Raw genomic sequence first — 22,347 nt, forward strand, 5'->3', positions numbered from 1 at the left:
GTCCGTGGGCCCGGCTGCCGCGCCGGGCGCCGTTTGGCAGGATCAGGGGAACGACGTCGAGCGAGGGATGAGCAGTTGACCGAGACCGCCACGACGCAGACCCCGGCCGCAGCGCACCCACCGCTCTCGGCCCCCAGCGCCTTCCAGCCCGCCGACGGCGACGGCTACCAGCGGGTGCTGCTCAAGCTGTCCGGTGAGGCCTTCGGTGGCGGCAGCGTCGGCGTCGACGGCGGCGTCGTGCACAGCATCGCCGAGCAGCTCGCCGGGGTCGTGCACGGCGGCACGCAGGTCGCCGTCGTCGTCGGCGGGGGCAACTTCTTCCGCGGCGCCGAGCTGGCCGAGGCGGGGATGGACCGCCGGCACGCCGACTACATGGGCATGCTCGGCACGGTCATGAACGCCCTGGCCCTGCAGGCGTTCTGCGAGCAGGTGGGCCTGGAGACCCGGGTGCAGACCGCGATCACCATGGGGCAGGTCGCCGAGCCCTACATCCCGCGCAAGGCCGTGCGGCACATGGAGAAGGGCCGGCTGGTCATCTTCGGCGCCGGTGCCGGCATGCCGTACTTCTCCACCGACACCGTCGCCGCCCAGCGGGCCCTGGAGATCGGCTGCCAGGTGCTGCTCATGGCCAAGAACGGCGTCGACGGCGTCTACGACGACGACCCGCGCACCAACCCCGCCGCGACCATGTACGACGACCTCGAGTACGCCACGGTGCTCGCCGACCAGCTCAAGGTCGCCGACGCCACCGCGATCAGCCTCTGCATGGACAACCGGATGCCGATCGTGGTGTTCAACCTGCTGCGCGACGGCAACATCGCCCGTGCCGCGGCGGGTGAGAGGATCGGCACGCTGATCAGCTGAGCGCGCGCCCGCACGCGCGCGCCGCACCGCAAGACGACGGCGGGGACGATCCCGCTGCAGGAGGAGAGACCCGTGATCGACGACACCCTGCTCGACGCCGAGGAGCGGATGGACAAGGCCCTGTCGGTCGCGCGGGAGGACCTCGGCTCGGTGCGCACCGGCCGCGCCGCTCCCTCGATGTTCAACAAGGTCCTGGTCGACTACTACGGCGCCCCCACCCCCGTGCCGCAGATGTCCTCGATCACGGTGCCCGAGGCGCGCATGGCGGTCATCAAGCCCTACGACATCAGCCAGCTCTCGGCGATCGAGAAGGCCATCCGCGACAGCGACCTCGGCGTCAACCCGACCAACGACGGCCAGATCATCCGCGTCGTCTTCCCGCAGCTGACCGAGGAGCGCCGCCGCGACCTCGTGAAGATGGCCCGGTCGAAGGGCGAGGACGCCAAGGTCGCCATCCGCAACGTCCGCCGCCGGGCGAAGGAGGAGCTCGACCGCATCGCGAAGGACGGCGAGGCGGGCGAGGACGACGTGCGCCGCGCGGAGAAGGAGCTCGACGACCTCACCGCCCAGCACGTCTCGGGCATCGACGAGGCCGTGAAGAACAAGGAGTCCGAGCTCCTCGAGGTCTGAGCCGCTCGCCCGACCCCAGCCATGACCTCCCGTCCCGACGCCGCCGGGGCCGGCCCGTCCGGGGACGCCGACACCGGGCCGATCCCGGTCGTCCGGCGTCCCGCGCCGCCGCCGCCGCCGCCGTCGTCGCACACCGCCTCCGGGCCCGCACCGGTGCGGCCGGTGGCGCCCCCGACCAGCCCGATCGCCGTCCCGGGCACCCAGGAGATCGCCGTCCCGACGGCGGCCAGGGAGCCCGGGAGCGGGCACGCCGGACCGGACATCGGGCCGGTTCCCGGGCCGGATCCCGAACCGGACCTCGTCCCGCCCTCCAGCAGCCGGGCCGGGCGGAACCTGGTCGCCGCGATCGGCGTGGGCCTGGGTCTCGGCGCGGTCATCATCGCCTCGCTGGTCGTCTACCGGCCGGCGTTCCTGCTGGTCATCGGCGTGGCCATCCTGATCGGCGTCGTCGAGCTGGTCCGCGCGCTGGAGTCCGGCGGCGCGCGGGCGCCGCTGCCGCCGGTGCTGGTCGGCACCGTCGCGATGCTCGCCCTGGCCTGGACCCGCGGCCCCGACGGCCTCGTCGTGGGCTTCCTGCTGACCGTCGTCGCGGTGCTGCTCTGGCGGCTCGGGGACGGTCCGGACGACTACCTCCGCGACGCCTCCGCCGGGGTCCTGGTCGCCCTCTACGTGCCGCTGCTGGCCGGGTTCGCGGTCCTGCTGCTCGTCCCCGACGACGGCGCCGCGCGGGTGCTGGCCTTCATCGCCACCGTGGTGGGCAACGACGTCGGCGGCTACACCGCGGGCGTGCTGTTCGGCCGGCACCCCATGGCGCCGACCGTGAGCCCGAAGAAGTCGTGGGAGGGGATGGCCGGGTCGGTCGTGGCCTGCGTGCTCGTCGCCACGCCGATCGTCGTCCTCGCCCTCGACGGACCGTGGTGGGGCGGCGTCCTCGTCGGCGTCGCGCTGGCGGTCACGGCCACGGTGGGCGACCTGGGGGAGTCGCTGATCAAGCGCGACCTCGGCATCAAGGACATGGGCACGCTGCTGCCCGGCCACGGCGGGATCATGGACCGGCTCGACAGCCTGCTGCCGTCGGCGGCGGTGGCCTACCTGCTGCTGTCCTGGGTCGCGCCCCCGCTCTGAGCCCGCAGCACCTCCCAGGTCGAGCCGACCGTTCGGAAGCCGCGCCGGGCGTACCAGTGCCGCGGCCAGTCGCGGGCGTCGGCCTCGAGGACGAGCAGGTCGCAGCCGGCGTCCGCGGCGAGCTCCACCAGCCGGGCGAGGACGGCGTCGGCGTGGCCCCGCCCGCGGGCGGCCGGCTCGGTCATCACCGACTCGACCACCGCCGTCGCGCCGTCGACCCGCAGCTGCCCGGCCGCCACCACGCGGCCGTCCTCGCGCGCGGCCACGTCGGAGACCGCGACGACGGCGTCGTTGCGGTGCTCGCGGCCCACCAGCTGGCGCACCACCTCGTCGAGGTCGGGCAGCCCCGCCAGGCCGCTGCGCCACCCCGCCTCCCACAGCGCGTGCACCTCGCTCTGCGCGACGACCTCCGCGCGCTCCGCGCCCGGCAGCGGGGGATGGGGAGGGCGGGCCATGACGAGCAGCTCGTCGGCCTCCCACCCGGCCGCGGCCAGCTCGGCGGCGACCGCGCCGGCGCCGGCCCAGCGCAGCGTGGCAGGCAGGTCCTGCCCGTCGACGACGCCGGCGGCGGCCCGGGCCACCGTGCCGGCGTCCACCGGGCCGTCCAGCAGCAGCCGGTTGTCGTCCCGGGAGTGCGGGAAGCGCCCGTCGAGGACGGCCACGCCGCCGGGGACGTCGCGGACCTCGGGCGCCCGGCGCGTCCGCAGCGACAGCTGGTGGGCCAGCGCCCGGCCCAGCGCGTCGCCGGGTGCGGGCAGCACCGGCGGGACGGGCGGCCGGTAGGGCACGACGGCGACCACGGCAGCGGTCGGCAGCGGCCCGTACAGGTGCGGGAAGCGCATGCCCGCCGGGTCGCCGGGGACGCCGGGCTCCTCGACCACCGGGTCGGTCAGCCGCGCCGGGTCGACGACGAGCAGCACCAGGTCGCGCCGGCCCGGGAACAGCCGCCGGGCCGGGAGGGAGACCTGGTCGGGGGAGGAGAGGTGCACGAAGGGCGCACCGGCCGGCGGCAGCGCCCCGGCCGACAGCGCCATCCGCCAGTCCGCCGGCGTGCAGAGGTGGACGAGGACGCTCACTCCGGGGGGACGGCGTCGGGATCGATCCCGCGAGCGGCCAGGGCGGACTCGATCGCCTCGCACACGGTGCGCACGACGGTCACCCGCGCCGTCCGCTTGTCGTCCCCGGCGACCAGCGTCCACCGACCGGCCGGGGAGTCGGTGCGCGCGAGCATCTCCTCGACGGCGGCCTCGTACGCCTCGCGCTTCTCCCGGTTGCGCCAGTCCTCGTCGGTCAGCTTCCACGCGCGGTAGGGGTCGGCGGCGCGCGACTCGAAGCGGCGCAGCTGCTCCTCGGGTGAGACGTGCAGCCAGAACTTGACCAGCACCATGCCCTCGGCGGCGAGGGTGGTCTCCAGGTCCACGATCTCGCCGTAGGCCCGCTGCCACGCCTCCTCGGACGCGAAGCCCTCGACCCGCTCGACCAGCACCCGGCCGTACCAGGTGCGGTCGAGCACGGCCATGCCGCCCCAGCCGGGCAGCACCGGCCAGAACCGCCAGAGGAAGTGGTGGCGCTTCTCGGTGGACGTCGGGGCGGCGAACTGGGCCACCCGGACGTGGCGGGGGTCGAGCTCGTCGACCAGCCGCTTGATCGCGCCGCCCTTGCCGGAGGCGTCCCAGCCCTCGAACAGCACGCAGACCGGTGGACCGAGGGGCGTCCCCAGCTGGCCCCCGAGGAAGAGCCGCAGGTGCACCAGCCGCTGCTGGGCCGCGGCCAGCTGGTCCTTCGCCTCGCGCTTGCCCAGTCGCTGGGTCAGGTCCACGTCGTCGAGTCGTCCCACCCCGGTGAGCCTGGCGCACCGGCTCCCGGCTGTCAGCCCGAAGCGGTGAGGTCGGCGTGCTGCCGGACCCAGGCGTGCATGGCGATGCCCGCCGCGACGCCGGCGTTGATGGACCGGGTCGAGCCGAACTGGGCGATGGACAGGACGTCACCGGCGACCTCCCGGGCCTCCGCCGTCAGCCCGCTGCCCTCCTGGCCGAACAGGAGCACGCAGGCCCGCGGGAGGGCGGCGGTCTCCAGGGGCCGGGCGCCGGGCAGGTTGTCGACGGCGAGCACCGGCAGTCCCCGCTCGCGCGCCCAGGCGCCGAGCGCGGCCGCGTCGGGGTGGTGCCGCACGGACAGGTACCTGTCGGTCACCATGGCGCCGCGGCGGTTCCACCGCTTCTTCCCGACGACGTGCACCTCGGCGGCGAGGAAGGCGTTGGCCGTGCGCACGACGGTCCCGATGTTCAGGTCGTGGCGCCAGTTCTCGATGGCGACGTGGAAGGCGTGCCGGCGCGGGTCGAGGTCGGCGACGATCGCCTCGACCGTCCAGTAGCGGTACCGGTCGACGACGTTGCGCCGGTCGCCGGCGGCGAGCAGCTCGGGGTCGTAGCGCCGGTCCTCCGGCCACGGCCCCTCCCACGGCCCCACCCCGACCGTGTCGAGCGGGAGGGGGTCCCGTTCCGTCTCCGCCACGAGGCCGACGCTAACGGGCCGCCCGCCGCCGCCCGGCCGCGCCTCCGGCGCGCGCCCGGATCCGTCCGGCACGATGGCCACTCCACGGGGTGAGTGAAACATGACGGTGAGTGACTGCGAGGTGGGATGACGGCGCACCAGGACGACGAGCCGCGCGACGACCTCGGCGGGGTCGCGATCCCGGTCCACCCGGTGGGGGCGGCGGAGGACGCGCCACCGCCACCGGACGTGTGGCGGGACTGGCTGCCCGAGTGGGTCAACCAGCCGGAGCCCCTGCCCGAGCCCGCGCCGGAGTCCCTGCCGCAGCCGGCGGCCGAGGTCGTGGTGCTCGCGCCCGCGGACGGTGACCCGGCGGACGACGGCCCGGGAGCCGGGACCGACGAGGCGCCCGGCGACAACGGGGCTCCCGGGGCCGTCGCTGTCGAGGACGTCGCTGTCGGGGACGTCGCTGTCGGGGACGTCGCTGTCGGGGACGTCGCTGTCGGGGACGTCGCCGTCGGGGACGTCGCCGTCGAGGACGCCCGTCCCGGCGACGGCGCGCAGGAGGAGCCCGCCCTCGAGGACGACGTGCCGGAGGCTGCCGGGGAGGACGACCCGGCAGGTGCCGGCGCACCCCTCCCGGTCCCCGGCTGGGACGTGGTCCCCGAGGCCGGCGCGCCGGAGACGGTGCTCGCCGCCGCCGGCCCGGGCGCCGTCGAGGTCGTGCGGCCGCAGGTCGTCGTCGGCCCCCGCGTGCGGCCGCGGCGCCGGCTGGGCCTCACGCTGGTGGCGGTGCTGGTGGCCGTCGGCGCGGTGGCGGGCGCGGCTCTGGCGGCGGGCTCGTCGTCCGGTGCGGTCCCGACCGCGGCCGTGCAGTCCTCGCCCACGGCGGGCCCCTCGCCCTCCCGCACCGCGACGCCTCCCCGGCCGCCCGTGGCCGTCGCCGTCCCCGCCCCGACGACCACGCCCGTGCCGCAGCCGGTCGAGCCCACGCAGGAGGTCGTCGACGACCCCGTCCCGGTGCCCGTCCGCGCTCCGTCGTCACCGGTGACCCCACCGGCGACGGTCCCGCAGCCGGTGCCGGAGGTCGTCGTCCCGCCGGCGCCGGACGCTCTCCCGGCCGCCCCGCCCGTCGCGCAGCCGGTCGAACCCGTGGTCCCCGACGGGACCACCGTGGACCCGGTCGTGGTCCTCCCGCCGCCCGTGACGCCGACGGAGGACCCCGTCGTGGAGGAGCTCCCGACGCCCGGCCCGCCGCCGACCACCACGGCACCGGAGACGACGACGCCGCCGACCACGCCCTCCGAGACGACCGACGAGCCCCCGACGGGCACGGAGGACGGCGAGGCGACCGTTCCGCCGACGCCCACGCCGACGCCCACGGCGGCACCGGAGACGACGACGGCCGGCGACCGGAGGCCCTGAGCGAGCGACCTCACCCGCAGCGCGGCCCACGCGCCGCGCACGGGTGGGACCATGGAGACGCCATGACTGTCCTGCCGCTCGTCCTCGACGCCCCCCGCCGGGGCAAGCCGCCGCGCCACCTCGCCGACCTGACCCGCGAGGAGGCGCGCGCCGCCGTCTCCGGGATCGGGCAGCCGGCCTTCCGCGCCGACCAGCTCGCCCGGCACTTCTTCCGGGGCACCACCGACCCGGCGCAGATGACCGACGTGCCGGCCGCGGTGCGCGAGACGCTGACCGACGCGCTGCTGCCGGGGCTGCTCACGCCGGTCCGCCACCAGTCGGCCGACGGCGGGCGCACCCGCAAGACCCTGTGGCGGCTGCACGACGGCGCGCTGGTCGAGAGCGTGCTCATGCGCTATCCCGACCGCGCCACCGTGTGCATCTCCAGCCAGGCCGGCTGCGGGATGGCCTGCCCGTTCTGCGCCACCGGGCAGCAGGGGCTGACCCGCAACCTCTCCGCGGCCGAGATCATCGGGCAGGCGGTCGCGGCCGCCGCGGCGATGGCCTCCGGCGAGATCCCCGGCGGCCCGGGCCGGCTGTCCAACGTGGTCTTCATGGGCATGGGCGAGCCGCTGGCCAACTACGCGCGCGTGCGCCGGACCCTCGACGCGCTGCTGTCCCCCGCCCCCTGGGGTCTCGGCCTGTCGCAGCGGTCGGTCACCGTCTCCACGGTGGGCCTGGTGCCGGCCATCAGGCGGCTCACCGAGGAGGGCCTCAACGTCACCCTCGCGGTGAGCCTGCACGCCCCCGACGACGAGCTGCGCGACACCCTCGTGCCCATCAACACCCGGCACAAGGTGGCCGAGGTCGTCGACGCCGCCGACGCCTACGCCGCCCGCACCGGCCGCCGGTACTCGGTGGAGTACGCGCTGATCCGCGACGTCAACGACCAGCCCGAGCGTGCCGACCTGCTCGGCCGGCTGCTCGCGTCGCGGCTCGCGCACGTCAACCTCATCCCGCTCAACCCGACGCCGGGCAGCCCCTGGGACGCCAGCCCGCTGCCCGCGCAGCGGGAGTTCGTGGCCCGCCTGCGCGCCCACGGCGTGCCGACGACGGTCCGCGACACCCGTGGCCAGGACATCGACGGCGCCTGCGGCCAGCTCGCCGCCGCCGACCGTGCCGACGGCGTCCCGACGGTCGCCACGCCCACCCCCGCGCTCGAGGCCCCGGTGGCACTGGGGGCCGAGGCGGACGCGTGACGTCCGAGCCGCCGGCCGCCGAGGCGCACAGCCACGCCGACGTCTCCGGCGGCTGGCTGCGCGGCGGTCGTCGGCGCCGTGGACGGCCGGGTGACCGACACGGCGCTGGGGAGCCCTCACCGCGGACGGCGGCGGGCTGGGCCGGGTGGTGGCCGGCGCGCTGTCCTCGCGCTCCGCGCCGCGGCCGTGGTGGTCCGCGGGTCTGCGCCAGCTGCTCGTCGGTGCGGTCGCGGCCGGGGGCGACCTACGCGGTCGGCGCGGCCATCGGCGTCACCGCTGCCTGAGCCGCCACCCCCGGCGTCCTACGGGCGCCAGGCGGTGCGCTTGCGGTGCAGGTCCCACAGCAGGAGGACGACGAGCCCCCCGGCGATGGCGAAGAGGAACACGTCCTCCATGCGGCCCTCGTGGTTGCCCCACGTGTAGGACAGCATCACCAGCACGGTGAGCCAGCCGGCGATCTGCGGGGCCTTCCGCATGCGGAGGTGCCACCCCCAGTCCTCGGGGCGCTCCTCCTCGATCGGGTGCTCCCCGGCGCGGACCACGCCCTCCTCGCGGTTGGGCTGGTTGACGCGCGTGGTCAGCGGGTTGTGCTGGCGGACCCCGGGGCCGTGCTGCTCGCTCACGCCCCCATCCTGCCAGCCCGGCCCGCGGGCCACCGGTCGAGGTGGCGGCGCGTCACCCGTCGCAGGACAGGCCCGCCGTGGCGAGGCCGACCGAGGTGTCCGCGGTGGGGTGGCGGGCGAGCGCCGATCCCGTCGGCGGTCCCGCCGGGAGGACGGTGACGGGGCCGAGGTCGGCCCACGCGAGCTCCGCCAGGTCGGCGAGGGACGTGCCGGGGTCCACGGCGAGGGCGCCGGAGGCCGCCCAGGCCACGGCCTGGAGTCGGTCCGGGCGCACGGAGGACCCGCGCACCTGCTCGACGAGGGCGGTGAGGACCGTGCCGGCGGCGCCGGCTCGGCCGTCCGGGTCCACCGGCGCGGCCGCCCAGGCCCCGCCCACCCGGTGCTCGGGGTGACGGGACCGGACGAGGGCCAGCGCGGTCGCGCCGTCGACGTGCTGGGGGCCGGACCGCTCCAGCAGCAGGCCGGCCGGCTCGTCGCGCACGGGCTGGGGGACGTCCACGTCGAGACCGCCGGCGGCGTCGACCACGGCGGCGAAACCGGCCAGGTCCACCGTGACCAGGTGGTCGGTGGGGATCCCGAGCCCGCACAGCGCGTCGACCGTCGCCTGCGCTCCCTCCAGCCAGGTCAGGGCCAGCCGGCCCACCCGGTCGCCGGTCGGCACGACCAGGTCGCGCGGGACCGCCAGGACCGTCGTCCCCGCGTCCGTCTGGTGGACGACCAGGACGACGTCGGCCCGGCTCCCGGGCACGGCCTCCGGGGTGCCGAAGTGCCCGGGGTCGGCGCCCCCGGGCAGGTCGGTGCGCGAGTCCAGGCCGACCAGGACCCAGGTGCGGCCGTCGGAGTCGTCGGCGCCCAGGTGGACGGTGACCTCGCCGATGCGGGCGGAGAGGACGGCCGCGTCGGTCCCGGCGACGGCGAGCAGCAGCACCAGGACGGCGAGGGTGACACGGGGCCACCGCCGCCTCCCGGGACGTGGCCGACGCCGGTCAGGCGGGGCCTGACCGGCGTCGGTGTCGCTCGACGTCGTCACGCTCAGGACCGCGGGGCCTCCGGGGACCGGCGACGGGCGAGGAGGACCAGGCCGCCGCCCACCGCGAGGACACCGGCGCCCAGGCCCAGCGGCAGGCCGATGCTGGCGCCGGTGTAGGCCAGCTCCGGCGAGGTGCCGGCCGCCGCGGCGGTCACGGTGAACGACTCCTGGAAGTAGGTGCCCGCGTCCCCGTCGTAGGTGAAGGTGTGCGTTCCCCCCGGGGTCCCGGCAGGCAGGGTGAAGGTCGCGGTGACCACGCCCTGCGCGTCGGCGGTGAAGACGCCGGCGGTCCACGGGTCGGAGTGCAGGGTGACGGTCACCTCCTCGAACGGCCGGAAGCCGCGGAGGACCTTGACGACGCGCTGCCCCGGGACGGCGCGGTCACCGGTGGCCACGCCGGTGTCCGGGCTGCTCACCCCGGGGGTGTTGGCGGAGGTGCCGCGGATCGTCCCGACCGGCGGGGCCGCGGGCACGGACGACGGCGCGGACGAGGGCGCGGACGAGGGCGCGGACGAGGGCGCGGACGAGGGCGCGGACGACGGGAGCGGGGCGGTGCTGCCGGCGGCCGAGATGGTGACGGTGACCGGCGGGTAGGTCTGGTCGCCGGTGTACCGGTCGCACCCGACGACCATCTGGTAGGTGCCGGGGGTGACGTCGACGTGCGTCGTGAGGGTGAGGGTCCACGTGCCGTCCGGGTTCGCCATCGTCCAGCCACCCTGCTCGGCGCTCTCGAACCAGCTGGAGTACCTGCCGGCGTAGTGGACGTCGGCGACCGGGTAGGGGGCGCCCGCCGGGGGCAGGCAGCCGGAGCCGGAGATCACGATGTGCTCGCCGACCTCGATGGTCGCATCGGCGACCGTGGGCGTCGGGAGACCGGCGGCCAGGGCCGACGGCGCCGTGACCAGGCCGGCGGCGGCAGCGCCGGCGGCGAGCCCTGCGACGGCGCAGAGGCGGAGCGGGGACACGCGGGACATGGGCCCTCCGGGGGCATCGGGGCCCGGTGTCCCCGGGCCGTCGCGACCCACATCGGCACGCTGTCGTTCCGCTGTAGCCCAGATGATCATCTCGGGTCAGGAGTGGCGCCCGGGGCTGCCGGTGCGTACGTGGCGGAGGGCGGGTTGGCAGGATCGCGGCATGAGCGAGCCGCGCGAGGTCACCGTGCTGGGCTCCACCGGCTCGATCGGCCGGCAGGCGATCGCCGTCGCCGAGCAGAACCCCGGCCGGCTGCGGATCACCGCGCTGGCCGCCGGAGGGGGCGACGTCGCCCGGCTGGCCGAGCAGGCGCTGACCCTCGGCGTGCGCACGGTGGCGGTCGCCCGCGCGACCGCGGCCCAGGACCTGCAGCTGGCCTTCTACGCGGCGGCCTCGCAGCGCGGCTGGGCCAAGGGGGAGTACGCGCTGCCGGAGATCCTCGCCGGCCCCCGTGCTGCCGAGGAGCTGGCCGCCCGCCGCACCGACGTCGTCCTCAACGGGATCACCGGCTCCATCGGGCTGGGCCCGACGCTGGCCGCGCTGCGGGCCGGCAACGTCGTCGCCCTGGCCAACAAGGAGTCCCTGGTCGCCGGCGGGGACCTGGTCACCGCCGCGGCCGCGCCCGGCCAGCTCGTGCCGGTGGACTCCGAGCACTCGGCCCTGGCGCAGTGCCTGCGCGGCGGGCGCAGGAGCGAGGTGGCCCGGCTGGTCCTCACCGCCAGCGGCGGCCCGTTCCGCGGGCGCGCCGCGGCCGACCTCGCCGACGTCACGGTCGAGCAGGCGCTGGCGCACCCCACCTGGGACATGGGCCCGGTGGTCACGATCAACTCCGCCACCCTGGTCAACAAGGGCCTGGAGCTCATCGAGGCGCACCTGCTCTTCGGCGTGCCCTACGCCGACATCGACGTCGTGGTGCACCCGCAGTCGATCGTGCACTCGATGGTCACCTTCACCGACGGCGCGACGATCGCCCAGGCCAGCCCGCCCGACATGCGGCTGCCCATCGCGCTCGCGCTGGCCTGGCCCGACCGGCTGCCGCACGTGCAGCCGGCCCTGGACTGGTCGACGGCGAGCACCTGGGAGTTCGCGCCGCTGGACTCCGGGGCCTTCCCGGCGGTGCGGCTCGCCCGCGCGGCGGGTGAGGCCGGCGGCGTCGTCCCGGCGCTGTACAACGCGGCCAACGAGGAGGCGGTCGCGGCCTTCCTCGCCGGGCGGCTGCGTTTCCCGGACGTCGTCGGTCTCGTCGCGCGTACCCTCGACGACGCGCCGGACCTCGGCGCGCCCACCTGCGTGGACGACGTGCTGGCCGCCGAGCGCTGGGCCCGGCAGCACGCCCGCGCCGCCCTTGCCGGAGGTCCCAGCTGAGCACCCTGCTGACCGTCCTCGGGATCGTCGCGTTCGCGATCGGCCTGCTGTTCAGCATCGGCTTCCACGAGTTCGGCCACTTCTACTGGGCGCGGAAGTTCGGCATGCGGGTCCCGCAGTTCATGGTCGGCTTCGGGCCCACCCTGTTCTCCCGCCGCCGCGGCGAGACCGAGTACGGCATCAAGGCCATCCCGCTCGGCGGCTACATCCGCATCGTCGGCATGATCCCGCCGGCCGAGGAGGGCGAGAGCAGGCGCGCCACCCGCATGCGGACGTTCATCGCCGAGGTGCGCGGCCAGGCCCTCGACGACGTCCGGCCCAGCGACGCCGGCCGCGTCTTCTACGCCAAGCCCTGGTGGCAGCGCGTGATCGTCATGTTCGCCGGGCCGTTCCACAACCTGGTGCTCGCGGTCGTCTTCTTCGGCATCACGCTGACGGCGATCGGCACCAACGTCGTCACCACCCAGCTCGACACCGTGCCGGCGTGCGTCGTCCCGGCGGGCGCGGAGAGCATCGCCGTCGCCGCGGAGCAGGACCGCGACGTCTGCGGCATCCCGATCGTCACCAGCGGCGCCGACGCCGGGCAGCTGTGCGAGGCGGGCACCGCGAACTGCGCCGAGCCGGTGCCCAGCCCCGCCGCGGAGGCCGGCCTGCGGCCGGGCGACACGATCGTCGCCGTCGACGGGCAGCAGGTCGACCCCACCGCCTACGACAGCTGGACGACGGTGCAGCAGGCGATCCGCGGCTCGGCGGACCAGCCGCTGTCGCTCACCGTCGAGCGCGACGGCGACCGGCGCGAGCTGACCGTCACGCCGATCGAGAACGTCGTCGCCACCGACGACGGCGAGGGCACGATGACCGCCGGCTACCTCGGGGTCAGCCCGGTGTTCGGGTTCGCCCGCCAGTCGGTGACCGAGCTGCCCGGCTACTTCGGCATGGTCGTGTCCCAGTCGGTGCAGCGGCTGCTGGAGATCCCCGAGCGGGTGCCGCAGCTGTTCCGCGCCGCCTTCCTCGGCGAGGAACGCGACGTCGACGGGCCGATCGGCGTGGTCGGGGTGGGCCGCATCTCCGGCGAGGTGTTCGCCATCCAGGAGTTCAGCGGCGCGGAGAAGCTGAGCTTCTTCCTCAGCCTGCTGGCCAGCGTGAACATGGTGCTGTTCCTGTTCAACCTGCTGCCGGTCTACCCGCTCGACGGCGGGCACGTGGCCGGGGCGCTGTACGAGAAGGCGCGCTCGGTGGTCGCCCGCTGGCGCGGCCGCCCCGACCCCGGCCCGTTCGACATCGCCCGGCTGATGCCGGTCGCCTACGTGGTCGCCGGGTTGTTCATCGCGCTGTCGGGGCTCCTGCTCGTCGCCGACGTCGTCAACCCGATCACCCTGCGGTGAACGGCTCGGGCTCCGCCGGCCGGCCGGCCGGGGCCACGACAGGCAGGCCCGCCCAGCGCCGGGCGACGCCGAGCACCTCGCCCGGCTCGCCGCTGTAGGCCCAGGGGAACTCGTCGAGCGCCCGGCCGATCGCCTCGAGGTGCGGCCGGGCGGCGTCCGCGTCGTCGGCGAGCCAGAACGCGTAGGCCACCACGTTGTGCGCGAAGAGCCGGGCACCCGGCTGCGGTGCACCGTCCGGACCGGCCAGCCACCGCGCCACGCACGCACGGAGCTCGGTGCGAGTCGCGCCCGACGCCATGTGCCGGGCCGCGGCGGCCGGGCCACCCCGGCCGGTCTCCAGCTCCAGGTGGTGCTCGACGTGCGCCATCACCGGCAGCAGGCAGACCGCGGAGCCGTCCGGTGCGTCGGCCGCCAGTTCCCGGGCGGTCCCGAACATGGCCTTCGTCGAGCCCATCCACTTCTCGCACAGCGTCTGCAGGACGGCGAAGGAGCCCTGCACGTGGTGCGGGGCGCGGTCGAACAGGCCCTGCACCCGCCGCTCGAACTCCTCCTGCGGGACCTGCTGACCGCGGGCCATCTGCACGAGCGTGGCCCAGGGCGACGGGTCCTCCGGCGCCAGCTCGACGGCCCGCTCGGCGAGCCGCTCCGCCTGGTCGAGGCCGGTGGCGAACACGCGGAGCTGCTGCTCGCCCGTCTGGTCGGCGTAGGCGGCGCCGCGGGCGGCCCAGGCGCGCTGCAGCGCGAGCTCCGCGCGGACGGCGTGTACCACCGGGTCGGCGGGGCGGGCGGCGAACCACTCCTCGACCCACTGCGAGTCGTGCACCGACTCCTGCGCGAGCACCCGGGTCCGCTCGTACCGCACGTCCGCGTCGCCGGTCGCGCCCAGCAGGGCGGCCGCCTGCTGCCACTCGCCGCGGCGGGCGGCCTGCAGCGCGTGCGCCAGGTCGACGTCGTCACCGACCGGGTCCGGAGCGATGACCTCGTGCGGGGGGAGCTCACCCTCGACCGCGGTGCGGCCGCCGACCACGAAGGTGAGGTACCGGGCGAAGCGCGCGCCGGTCAGCACCAGGACACCGCCGGCGCCGGCGAAACCGGCCTGCACCGGCAGGGCGGTGGTCTCGACCAGTGGCGCGACGACGGCGTACACGAGACCCCAGACGGCGACCAGCGCGGCGGGATAGGCCACGACCAGGCTGATCGCGCGGACCCCGGTGGGGTTGAGGAGGAACGGCGCGTCCGTGCGGATGCCGGCCAGGCGGCCCAGCCGGCTGCCCGCCAGCACGGACATGAAGAGGAAGAGCAGCACGACGACGACGGCGGTGGACGCCACGTTCACGCCGGTGGGGTCGAGGGTCACGCGGCGGACGGTAGGTCGGGATCCCCGCCGCACCGCAGAGCCGCGCCCGGCGGCGCACGTCGGGCGTCACTCCCGTGACAGCAGCACCGTGCCCCGGGGAACGGGGATACTCGTGTCCATGGCCATCCCCGTCGCTCTCGGCATGCCCGCAGTCGGTGCCTCGGTGCCCCCGCCCGTCCTGGCACCGCGCCGGAAGACGCGGCAGCTGGACGTCGGCGGCGTGGGCGTCGGCAGCGACTTCCCGGTCAGCGTGCAGTCGATGACGACCACCAAGACCGCCGACGTCAACGCCACGCTCCAGCAGATCGCCGAGCTCACCGCCTCGGGCTGCCAGATCGTGCGGGTCGCCGTCCCCGACACCGACGACGCCGAGGCGCTGCCCGTCATCGCGAGGAAGTCGCAGATCCCGGTCATCGCCGACATCCACTTCCAGCCGCGCTACGTCTTCGCCGCGATCGACGCCGGCTGCGCGGCGGTCCGGGTCAACCCCGGCAACATCAAGAAGTTCGACGACAAGGTCGGCGAGATCGCCCGGGCGGCCAAGGGCGCCGGCATCCCGATCCGCATCGGCGTCAACGCCGGGTCGCTGGACAAGCGGCTGCTCGCCAAGTACGGCAAGGCCACCCCCGAGGCGCTGGTCGAGTCGGCGCTGTGGGAGTGCTCGCTGTTCGAGGAGCACGACTTCCGCGACATCAAGATCTCGGTCAAGCACAACGACCCGGTGGTCATGGTGCGCGCCTACGAGCTGCTGGCCGCGCAGTGCGACTACCCGCTGCACCTCGGCGTCACCGAGGCCGGTCCCGCCTTCCAGGGCACGATCAAGTCCGCCGTCGCCTTCGGCGCGCTGCTGTCCCAGGGCATCGGCGACACCATCCGCGTCTCCCTCTCCGCCCCGCCGGTCGAGGAGGTCAAGGTCGGCACCCAGATCCTGGAGTCGCTGAACCTGCGCCAGCGCGGCCTGGAGATCGTCAGCTGCCCCTCGTGCGGACGCGCGCAGGTCGACGTCTACAAGCTGGCCAACGAGGTGACCGCCGGCCTCGACGGGCTCGAGGTGCCGCTGCGGGTCGCGGTCATGGGCTGCGTCGTCAACGGTCCCGGCGAGGCCCGCGAGGCCGACCTGGGCGTGGCCTCGGGCAACGGCAAGGGCCAGATCTTCGTCAAGGGCGAGGTCGTCAAGACCGTGCCCGAGTCGCTGATCGTCGAGACCCTCATCGAGGAGGCCATGCGCCTCGCCGGCGAGCACACCGCCGACGACGTCCCCTCCGGCCCGCCCGTCGTCACCGTCGGCTGACCCGGCGCTCTCCACCCCGGCTCCGACGTGCTCCGCTCGCCGACCGCCCGCGTCCTCGACGAGACCGACGAGCCGGCCGTGCGCCGGCTGCTGGCCGCCGACCCCGTCGCGGCCTGCGTGCTCGCCGGGCGGATCGAGGCGGCCGGCACCGCGCCGGCCTCCCTCGGTGCGCCGCTGTGGGGGATGGGCAGCGGCCGCGGCCTGGACGCGGTCTGCCTGGCCGGGGCGAACCTCATCCCGTTCGCCGTCCCCGGCGCGGAGCGGGCCGCGGCGGTCGCGTTCGCCGAGCGGGCCCGCCGGGCCGGTCGCCGCTGCTCGACCATCGTGGGGCCGGCCGCGGCGGTCGAGCCGCTGTGGGAGCTCCTCGAGCCGTCCTGGGGCCCGGCCCGCGACCACCGTCCCCGGCAGCCGCTGATGGCCATCGAGGGTCCGCCGGCGGTCGCCCCGGAGCCCCGGGTGCGGCCGGTGCGGCCACGGGAGGTCGACGTGCTGCTGCCCGCGGCGGTGGCCATGTTCACCGAGGAGGTCGGCGTCAGCCCGCTGCGGGTCGACGGCGGCGCCGGCTACCGGGCGCGGGTCGAGGACCTCGTGCGCGCCGGGCAGTCGCTGGCCTGGATCGAGGACGGCCGCGTGCTGTTCAAGGCCGAGATCGGGGCGGTCTCGCGCGCCGCCTGCCAGGTGCAGGGCGTGTGGACCGCGCCCGAGTGGCGCGGGCGCGGCATCGGCGCCGCCGGGATGGCCGCCGTCGTGGAGTACGCGCGGACCACCATCGCCCCGGTGGTCAGCCTCTACGTCAACGACTACAACGCCGCGGCGCGCGCGGTCTACACCCGGGTCGGGTTCCGTGAGGTCGGCCGCTACGCCAGCGTCCTCTTCTGAGCCGCCTACCCGGGATCGTCGTCCCGGTCTGACAGGGTGTCCCGACGTGGCAGCACGACGCACGGCGGTCCTCGGCACGGTCCTGACCCTCCTCTCCGCACCCGCCCTCGCGGCGTGCTCCGGCAGTTCCGAGGACGACGTCCGCGCCGCCGCCCAGTCCTTCCTCGACGACTGGTCGGGCGGGGACCCCGACGCCGCGGCCGCCGCGACCACCGATCCCGACGCGGCCACGGCGCTGCTCGAGCAGACCGCCACCGACCTGCCCGGGGCGACGCTGCGCGCCGAGCTGGGCGACGTCACCGTCGAGGACGGCACCGCCACCGCCGCGTGGACCGCCACCTGGGACCTCGCCGCCGCCCCCGACTGGACCTACGACGCCACGCTGGAGCTGCGCGAGGGGGAGGACGCCTGGCAGGTGGTCGCCGAGCCGACCGCCGTGCACCCGGAGCTGGGGGAGGGCCAGCACCTGCTCCTGACCCGGTCGCTGCCCGAGCGCGCCGCCGTCACCGACGCCGCCGGCACCCCGCTGTTCACGCCCACCGAGGTCGTCGACGTCGGCGTCGACACCGGCCGGGTCACCGACCTGCCCGCGCTCGCCGCCGCCCTCTCGGCGGCCACCGGAGTCGCGGCCGAGGAGATCACCGCCGACGTCCAGGCCGCGCCGGCCGGCCAGTTCGTGCCGGTCATCACGCTGCGCCGTCCCGACTTCGAGGCCATCCGCGCGCAGGTGTTCGACCTGCCCGGCGCCGTCTTCCCCACCGAGACGCGGCTGCTCGCGCCGTCCGCCCGGTTCGCCTCCGCGCTGCTCGGCCGGGTCGGGGCGGCCACCGCCGAGGTGATCGAGGAGACGACCACCGACGGCGTGGCCGCCTACGCCGCCGGCGACCAGCTCGGCCTGTCGGGCCTGCAGCGCTCCTTCCAGGAGCAGCTCACCGGCACGCCCGGGTTCACCGTCTCGGTGGTCAGCGCCGACGAGTCCACCGGCGACGCCGGACAGCAGGTCGCCGCCGTCGAGCCGGTCGCCGGGCAGCCGGTGCGGACGCCCCTGGTCCGCGCGGTGCAGGACGCCGCCGACGGCGCCGTCGCCACCCAGCCCCTGCCCACCCACCTCGTCGTCGTCCGGCCCGGCACCGGCGAGATCCTGGCCGTCTCCTCCAACGAGGCCGCCGCGGCCGGCAACGCGCTGACCGGCCAGTACCCGCCGGGCTCGAGCATGAAGACGATCACGGCGACGGCGCTGCTCGCCACCGGCCAGCTCACCCCGGACACCCCGGTCGCCTGCCCGGGGACCACGGTCGTCGAGGGGCGCGAGTTCGAGAACCAGGACCAGTTCGACCTCGGCACCGTGCCCTTCACCGAGGCCTTCGCCGAGTCCTGCAACACCACCTTCATCCAGGCCGGCCTCCAGCTGCCCGACGACGCCCTCGCCGCGGCGGCCGCCTCGTACGGGGTGGGCAGCGACTGGCAGCTGCCGGTCGACGTGTTCAGCGGCAGCGTCCCGGCCGACTCCACCGGCACGACCAAGGCCGCCAACGCGATCGGCCAGGGGCAGGTGCTCATGAGCCCGGTCCAGCTCGCCCTGGTGGCGGCGGGCATCGCCAGTGGCACCCCGGCCGCCCCGGTCGAGGTGGTCGGGAGCGACCCCGCCGGGCCCGCGCCGGCCGGACCGGGCCAGGCCGTCCTCGACCAGCTGCGGCCGCTGATGCGGCAGGTCGTCCTCACCGGCACCGCCGAGGAGCTGGCCGACCGCGGCGAGGTCTACGGCAAGACGGGGACCGCCGAGTTCGGCAGCAACACGCCGCCGGACGCGCACGGGTGGTTCATGGGCTACCAGCTCGGCGGCCCGCAGGGCGACGTCGCCTTCGCGGTGCTCGTCGAGGGCGGGCAGTCCAGCAGCGCCGCCGTCGCCGTCACCGACGCCTTCCTCGGCGCCGTCGCCTGACCGGCGCTCAGGTCGCGGCGATGGGGCGGCCGACGGTGAGGGCGTCCCGGACGGCCGGGTCCAGCGAGGAGTAGGCGGCGTCGGGTCGGGCGCCCACGGCGTCGAGCACGGTGCTGAAGAAGCAGCGGGCCGCAGCGGCCAGGACGACGTCGAGGACCTCGGCGTCGTCCAGGCCCGACCCGCGCAGCTCGGCGAGGTCGTCCTCGGTCATGTCGGCCGCCCCCGAGGCGACCCTGTCGGCGAGCCTCATGACCGCCCGGTCCACCTCGCTCAGGGGCGCCCTCGCGGGGTCGGTGGCGGCCTCCACCACGGCCTCCGGGCCGTCGAACTGCTCGGCGAGGACCCGGCCGTGGGCCAGCGAGCAGTAGCTCGACCGCAGCCGGAGGGCGGCGGCCAGGGTGGCCAGCTCGTAGCGGCGGGGGTCCATCGAGGACCGGATCGCGCCGATCAGGGCGCGCCACGCCTCCAGCACCGGGGGCCGGGTGGCGAAGACGCGCGTGTAGGTGGCGACGTACCCGAGGGTCTCCCGGTCACGGTCGTAGGCGGCCGCCACCTCGGGCGACGCGTCGTCCTGCGGGGTCGAGATCCACGTCATCGCGCGACGGTAGGGCCCCGGCCGGCACCCCGGAGGTCCCGCCGTCGCGCTCAGCCGGCGGGCAGGCCCGGGAGGGCCGTCGTGACCGGCGTGCGGCCGGCCGCGGTGCGCCAGGCGACCGCGCGCTCCTCGGCGGCACCCAGGGAGTCGACCGCGAGCTGCCGCACCTCGCCGTCCGCGGCGGCGTCGAGCAGCGCCACCCAGGCCGCCGAGACGCCCTCCTCGAGCACGACCGCCAGGGCCGCGGCGTCGACCTCGGACAGGACCGGGAAGGGCAGCCGGTAGCCGGCCTCGGCCGGCACCGGGTCGGCGTCGCGGGCGTCGAGGAGCTCGGCGAGCCGGTCGCGGGAGTCGCGGTGGGCCTGCTCGCCGTCCTCGGCCGGCGCCCGGCCCCCGGGCGGCAGCGCCGCGCCGACGACGCCGTAGCCCCACACGGCGGCGTGCTCGGCGGCGAGGACGCCGTCCAGGGCAGCGTCCTCCCTGCTCCCGGTCGTCCCGTCGTCAGCCACGCCCCGCCTCTCTCTCGCAGGAACCCGTGCCGGAACTCACGCCACGGCTCACGCCACGACTCACGCCAGGGCCGCCGCGTGCCCGCGCAGCCCCGCCGCCAGCGCCCCCAGCAGCGCCGCGCCGGCGCCCGACGCCCCGACGCAGGCGGCCGCATGCGCGGTCGAGGCGGCGCTCACCTGGTCGCGCAGCCAGGCGCGCAGGTCCCCTCCGGCCGGTGGCCCGGGTGGGACCGACGACGACGGGGCGGACGACGACGCGGCGGACGACGACGCGGCGGTCGCTCCGGGTGCGGCCGCGCGCAGCCGGTCCAGCTGTTCCTGCGCCTGGCCGGCGAGGTCGGCGACCGACTGCCCGAAGGCGGCGTCGGCGACGACCACGGCGCCGTACGCGGCCACCACCGCCTCCTGGACGGGCACCTGGGCGGCCAGCGCGTCCTCCTGCGCCGCCGTGTCCTGCTCCGCCTGCCCGGACCCACCCGACGTGCACCCGGCCAGCAGCAGCGCCAGCCCGGCGCCCCCGGCGAGCAGGCGACGGCGGGGGAAACCGGCGGGAGCGGGGGAGGGGGACATCACCGCCAGTCTCCCAGGAGCCCCCCGGTCCGCCCGGGAGGGACCGGGCGCGTCGGTGCGGTGGGCGTCCCCCGCCCGAGCGCCCGGGGCCGAGCGCCCGGGGGAGCGGTAGCCTGACGGCTCCCCGGGTACGCCGCGGCCGGAGCCGCGCGAGCCCGCGCCACCGGGCGCGGCCCCGGGCGGTGCGGTCCGCCGAGCACGAGCTCCGACCGGTTGCAGAGGAGGGAGCCCGTGTCCGCGAGGTCACGGCAGGACGACCCGGCCGCCACTCGGCTGGCGGGGTGGATCGAGCCCGTGGTCGGTGGTGCCGGCTACGACCTCGAGGAGCTGGTGGTCACGCCCGCCGGCCGGCGCAGCGTCGTCCGCGTGGTCGTCGACCGCGACCAGGGCGTCTCGCTCGACGACGTCGCCGAGGTCAGCCGGGCCATCTCGGCGGTGCTCGACGAGAACGACGGCGAGCTCGGCCGCGCCCCCTACGTGCTCGAGGTGACCAGCCCCGGCGTGGACCGGCCGCTCACCGAGCCCCGGCACTGGCGGCGCAACACCGGTCGGCTGGTGACCGTGACCGTCGGCCCGGCCGGGAGGACCGAGTCGGTCACGGGCCGGGTCACCGCCGTCGACGAGCAGGGCGTGACCCTCGCGGTCGAGCCGAAGGCCAAGCCGGGCGCGCGCAAGCGCCCGCCGACGCCCCGGCAGGTGCCCTGGGCCGAGCTCGGGTCCGGCCGGGTGCAGGTCGAGTTCGCCCGCCCCGGCAAGGACGACCCCGCGCCGGGCGGTCCCGACGGCGACCTGCGGGACGACGACCTGCGGGACGACGACCTGCGGGACGACGACCTGGACGACGGCGACGTGGACGACGACCCACCGGACGACGAGGGCGACGACGACGGAGGAGGACAGTGAACATCGACGTGACCGCCCTCAAGGCGGTCGAGCGGGAGAAGGGCATCCCCGCCGACACGGTCATCGAGGCCATCGAGACGGCGCTGGTGACCGCCTACCGCCACGCCGACGGCGCGGCCAAGCACGTGCGGGTGCACGTCGACCGCAAGAGCGGCGAGGTCGCGGTGCTGGCCCAGGAACTCGGCGCCGACGGCGAGGTCGTGCGCGAGTGGGACGACACCCCGGGTGACTTCGGCCGGATCGCGGCCAGCACCGCCAAGCAGGTCATCGTGCAGCGGCTGCGCGACGCCGAGCACGAGCAGACCTTCGGTGAGTACGCGGGCAAGGAGGGCGACATCGTCAGCGGCGTCGTCCAGGCCGACGCCCGCCGCAACGCGCAGGGCTCGGTGCTGGTCGACATCGGCAAGGTCGAGGCGGTCCTGCCCGCGGCCGAGCAGGTGCCCGGCGAGCGGTACCCGCACGGCAGCCGGCTGCGTGCCTACGTGGTGTCGGTCGCCCGCACCCACCGCGGCCCGCAGGTCACCGTCTCGCGCACCCACCCGAACCTGGTGCGCAAGCTGTTCGCCCTCGAGGTCCCCGAGATCGCCGACGGCAGCGTCGAGATCGTCGCGGTCGCACGCGAGGCCGGGCACCGCTCGAAGATCGCCGTCCGCACGTCGGTGCCCGGGCTCAACGCCAAGGGTGCCTGCATCGGGCCGATGGGCCAGCGGGTGCGCAACGTCATGAGCGAGCTGCACGGCGAGAAGATCGACATCGTCGACTGGTCGGACGACCCGGCGACCTTCGTGGCCTCCGCCCTCAGCCCCGCCCGGGTGAACAGCGCGACGCTGGTCGACCCGAAGGCCAAGGCGGTGCGGGTCGTCGTCCCGGACTTCCAGCTGTCGCTGGCCATCGGCAAGGAGGGGCAGAACGCCCGCCTGGCCGCCCGGCTCACCGGCTGCCGCATCGACATCCGCAGCGACGCGCAGCCCGACGACGCCAGCCCCTCGCCGGGCGTCGGCCGGCCGCCGCTGCGCTCGGGCCCGCCCCCGGTCCGCGCCGGTGCCCCGGGTGGGCGGCCGTCCCCCGGCGGGGGTGCCCTGCGCCCCGGTCCCCGGCGCCCGGAACAACGAGGTCCCTCAGCGCGCTAGAGTGACGGGTGGCCGAAACGT

22 protein-coding genes are annotated in these 22,347 nt (G+C 76.1%); 12 read left to right on the forward strand and 10 right to left on the reverse strand.

Annotation, left to right across the window (positions count from 1 at the left end; translation table 11 throughout):
* Window positions 1–75 precede the first annotated feature (75 nt).
* From pyrH to JD79_RS12055, 3 genes are all read left to right on the forward strand, one after another.
* Complete coding sequence (gene pyrH / locus JD79_RS12045) at window positions 76–864, forward strand: UMP kinase (RefSeq protein ID WP_110005706.1); 789 nt, start codon at window positions 76–78, stop codon at window positions 862–864.
* A 72-nt stretch (window positions 865–936) separates the two neighbouring features.
* Window positions 937–1,494: a ribosome recycling factor gene (gene frr / locus JD79_RS12050; RefSeq protein ID WP_110005707.1), complete on the forward strand. Its 558-nt coding sequence runs from the start codon at window positions 937–939 to the stop codon at window positions 1,492–1,494.
* 21 nt (window positions 1,495–1,515) lie between these two features.
* Window positions 1,516–2,619 (forward strand): phosphatidate cytidylyltransferase, encoded by a 1,104-nt coding sequence (locus JD79_RS12055; RefSeq protein WP_110005708.1) that lies wholly within the window; start codon window positions 1,516–1,518, stop codon window positions 2,617–2,619.
* On the opposite strand, the gene JD79_RS12060 is transcribed toward JD79_RS12055, so the two are convergent.
* From JD79_RS12060 to JD79_RS12070, 3 genes are read right to left on the reverse strand one after another with little or no spacing between them, the layout of a single operon-like run.
* Window positions 2,583–3,695 (reverse strand): GNAT family N-acetyltransferase, encoded by a 1,113-nt coding sequence (locus JD79_RS12060; protein WP_211307945.1) that lies wholly within the window; start codon window positions 3,693–3,695, stop codon window positions 2,583–2,585. The genes JD79_RS12055 and JD79_RS12060 overlap by 37 nt on opposite strands.
* Complete coding sequence (locus JD79_RS12065) at window positions 3,692–4,456, reverse strand: polyphosphate kinase 2 family protein (RefSeq protein ID WP_211307946.1); 765 nt, start codon at window positions 4,454–4,456, stop codon at window positions 3,692–3,694. Before JD79_RS12065 ends, JD79_RS12060 begins: the two co-directional genes overlap by 4 nt.
* A 32-nt stretch (window positions 4,457–4,488) precedes the next feature.
* Entirely contained in the window at window positions 4,489–5,133 is a 645-nt protein-coding gene (locus JD79_RS12070) for a TrmH family RNA methyltransferase (protein ID WP_245900048.1), read from the reverse strand.
* Between the two features lie 343 nt (window positions 5,134–5,476).
* Between JD79_RS12070 and JD79_RS24525 the strand changes: the two genes are divergently transcribed.
* Window positions 5,477–6,163: a pentapeptide repeat-containing protein gene (locus JD79_RS24525; protein WP_425454188.1), complete on the forward strand. Its 687-nt coding sequence runs from the start codon at window positions 5,477–5,479 to the stop codon at window positions 6,161–6,163.
* Window positions 6,164–6,599: 436 nt separating this feature from the next.
* A complete protein-coding gene (gene rlmN, locus JD79_RS12080; RefSeq protein WP_110005711.1) occupies window positions 6,600–7,775 on the forward strand; it encodes a dual-specificity RNA methyltransferase RlmN in 1,176 nt (391 codons plus the stop codon).
* 302 nt (window positions 7,776–8,077) lie between these two features.
* Here rlmN and JD79_RS12085 read toward each other — a convergent pair whose 3' ends face one another.
* The 3 genes from JD79_RS12085 to JD79_RS12095 all read right to left on the reverse strand — a co-directional run bounded on the left by JD79_RS12085 (window position 8,078) and on the right by JD79_RS12095 (window position 10,402).
* Entirely contained in the window at window positions 8,078–8,398 is a 321-nt protein-coding gene (locus JD79_RS12085; RefSeq protein ID WP_110005712.1) for a DUF2631 domain-containing protein, read from the reverse strand.
* Between the two features lie 52 nt (window positions 8,399–8,450).
* Window positions 8,451–9,326, reverse strand: coding sequence for an LCP family protein (locus JD79_RS12090; RefSeq protein ID WP_245900049.1), 876 nt, complete (start codon window positions 9,324–9,326; stop codon window positions 8,451–8,453).
* A gap of 104 nt (window positions 9,327–9,430) precedes the next feature.
* Window positions 9,431–10,402 (reverse strand): hypothetical protein, encoded by a 972-nt coding sequence (locus JD79_RS12095; protein ID WP_110005714.1) that lies wholly within the window; start codon window positions 10,400–10,402, stop codon window positions 9,431–9,433.
* Between the two features lie 160 nt (window positions 10,403–10,562).
* Between JD79_RS12095 and dxr the strand changes: the two genes are divergently transcribed.
* Both dxr and JD79_RS12105 read left to right on the forward strand, forming a co-directional pair.
* The gene (dxr, locus tag JD79_RS12100; protein ID WP_110005715.1) at window positions 10,563–11,765 is read left to right on the forward strand and encodes a 1-deoxy-D-xylulose-5-phosphate reductoisomerase; all 1,203 of its coding nucleotides are present in this window, start codon (window positions 10,563–10,565) and stop codon (window positions 11,763–11,765) included.
* Window positions 11,766–11,803: 38 nt separating this feature from the next.
* Window positions 11,804–13,150 (forward strand): M50 family metallopeptidase, encoded by a 1,347-nt coding sequence (locus JD79_RS12105; RefSeq protein WP_281270351.1) that lies wholly within the window; start codon window positions 11,804–11,806, stop codon window positions 13,148–13,150.
* Here JD79_RS12105 and JD79_RS12110 read toward each other — a convergent pair.
* Complete coding sequence (locus JD79_RS12110) at window positions 13,137–14,507, reverse strand: hypothetical protein (protein ID WP_110005717.1); 1,371 nt, start codon at window positions 14,505–14,507, stop codon at window positions 13,137–13,139. The two genes, JD79_RS12105 and JD79_RS12110, sit on opposite strands and share 14 nt — an antisense overlap.
* A 118-nt stretch (window positions 14,508–14,625) precedes the next feature.
* On the opposite strand from JD79_RS12110, the gene ispG reads away from it, so the two are divergent.
* Genes ispG through JD79_RS12125 form a run of 3 tightly spaced genes read left to right on the forward strand, consistent with a single transcriptional unit; the run spans window position 14,626 to window position 18,619 of the window.
* Window positions 14,626–15,798 (forward strand): flavodoxin-dependent (E)-4-hydroxy-3-methylbut-2-enyl-diphosphate synthase, encoded by a 1,173-nt coding sequence (gene ispG, locus JD79_RS12115; protein ID WP_110007655.1) that lies wholly within the window; start codon window positions 14,626–14,628, stop codon window positions 15,796–15,798.
* A gap of 27 nt (window positions 15,799–15,825) precedes the next feature.
* Entirely contained in the window at window positions 15,826–16,677 is an 852-nt protein-coding gene (locus JD79_RS12120; RefSeq protein ID WP_110005718.1) for a GNAT family N-acetyltransferase, read from the forward strand.
* A 46-nt stretch (window positions 16,678–16,723) separates the two neighbouring features.
* The gene (locus tag JD79_RS12125) at window positions 16,724–18,619 is read left to right on the forward strand and encodes a penicillin-binding transpeptidase domain-containing protein (protein ID WP_110005719.1); all 1,896 of its coding nucleotides are present in this window, start codon (window positions 16,724–16,726) and stop codon (window positions 18,617–18,619) included.
* Window positions 18,620–18,626: 7 nt separating this feature from the next.
* On the opposite strand, the gene JD79_RS12130 is transcribed toward JD79_RS12125, so the two are convergent.
* From JD79_RS12130 to JD79_RS12140, 3 genes are read right to left on the reverse strand one after another with little or no spacing between them, the layout of a single operon-like run.
* Complete coding sequence (locus tag JD79_RS12130; protein WP_110005720.1) at window positions 18,627–19,214, reverse strand: carboxymuconolactone decarboxylase family protein; 588 nt, start codon at window positions 19,212–19,214, stop codon at window positions 18,627–18,629.
* 50 nt (window positions 19,215–19,264) lie between these two features.
* Window positions 19,265–19,723: a ferritin-like domain-containing protein gene (locus JD79_RS12135; RefSeq protein WP_110005721.1), complete on the reverse strand. Its 459-nt coding sequence runs from the start codon at window positions 19,721–19,723 to the stop codon at window positions 19,265–19,267.
* A gap of 60 nt (window positions 19,724–19,783) precedes the next feature.
* The gene (locus JD79_RS12140; protein ID WP_110007656.1) at window positions 19,784–20,293 is read right to left on the reverse strand and encodes a hypothetical protein; all 510 of its coding nucleotides are present in this window, start codon (window positions 20,291–20,293) and stop codon (window positions 19,784–19,786) included.
* A 231-nt stretch (window positions 20,294–20,524) separates the two neighbouring features.
* On the opposite strand from JD79_RS12140, the gene rimP reads away from it, so the two are divergent.
* Both rimP and nusA read left to right on the forward strand, forming a co-directional pair.
* Window positions 20,525–21,196 (forward strand): ribosome maturation factor RimP, encoded by a 672-nt coding sequence (gene rimP, locus JD79_RS12145; protein WP_110005722.1) that lies wholly within the window; start codon window positions 20,525–20,527, stop codon window positions 21,194–21,196.
* Entirely contained in the window at window positions 21,193–22,326 is a 1,134-nt protein-coding gene (gene nusA, locus JD79_RS12150) for a transcription termination factor NusA (RefSeq protein ID WP_110005723.1), read from the forward strand. The genes rimP and nusA overlap by 4 nt, the downstream gene beginning before the upstream one ends.
* Window positions 22,327–22,347: the final 21 nt, after the last annotated feature.

Source organism: Geodermatophilus normandii, assembly GCF_003182485.1.
GTDB classification, from domain to species: Bacteria; Actinomycetota; Actinomycetes; order Mycobacteriales; family Geodermatophilaceae; genus Geodermatophilus; species Geodermatophilus normandii.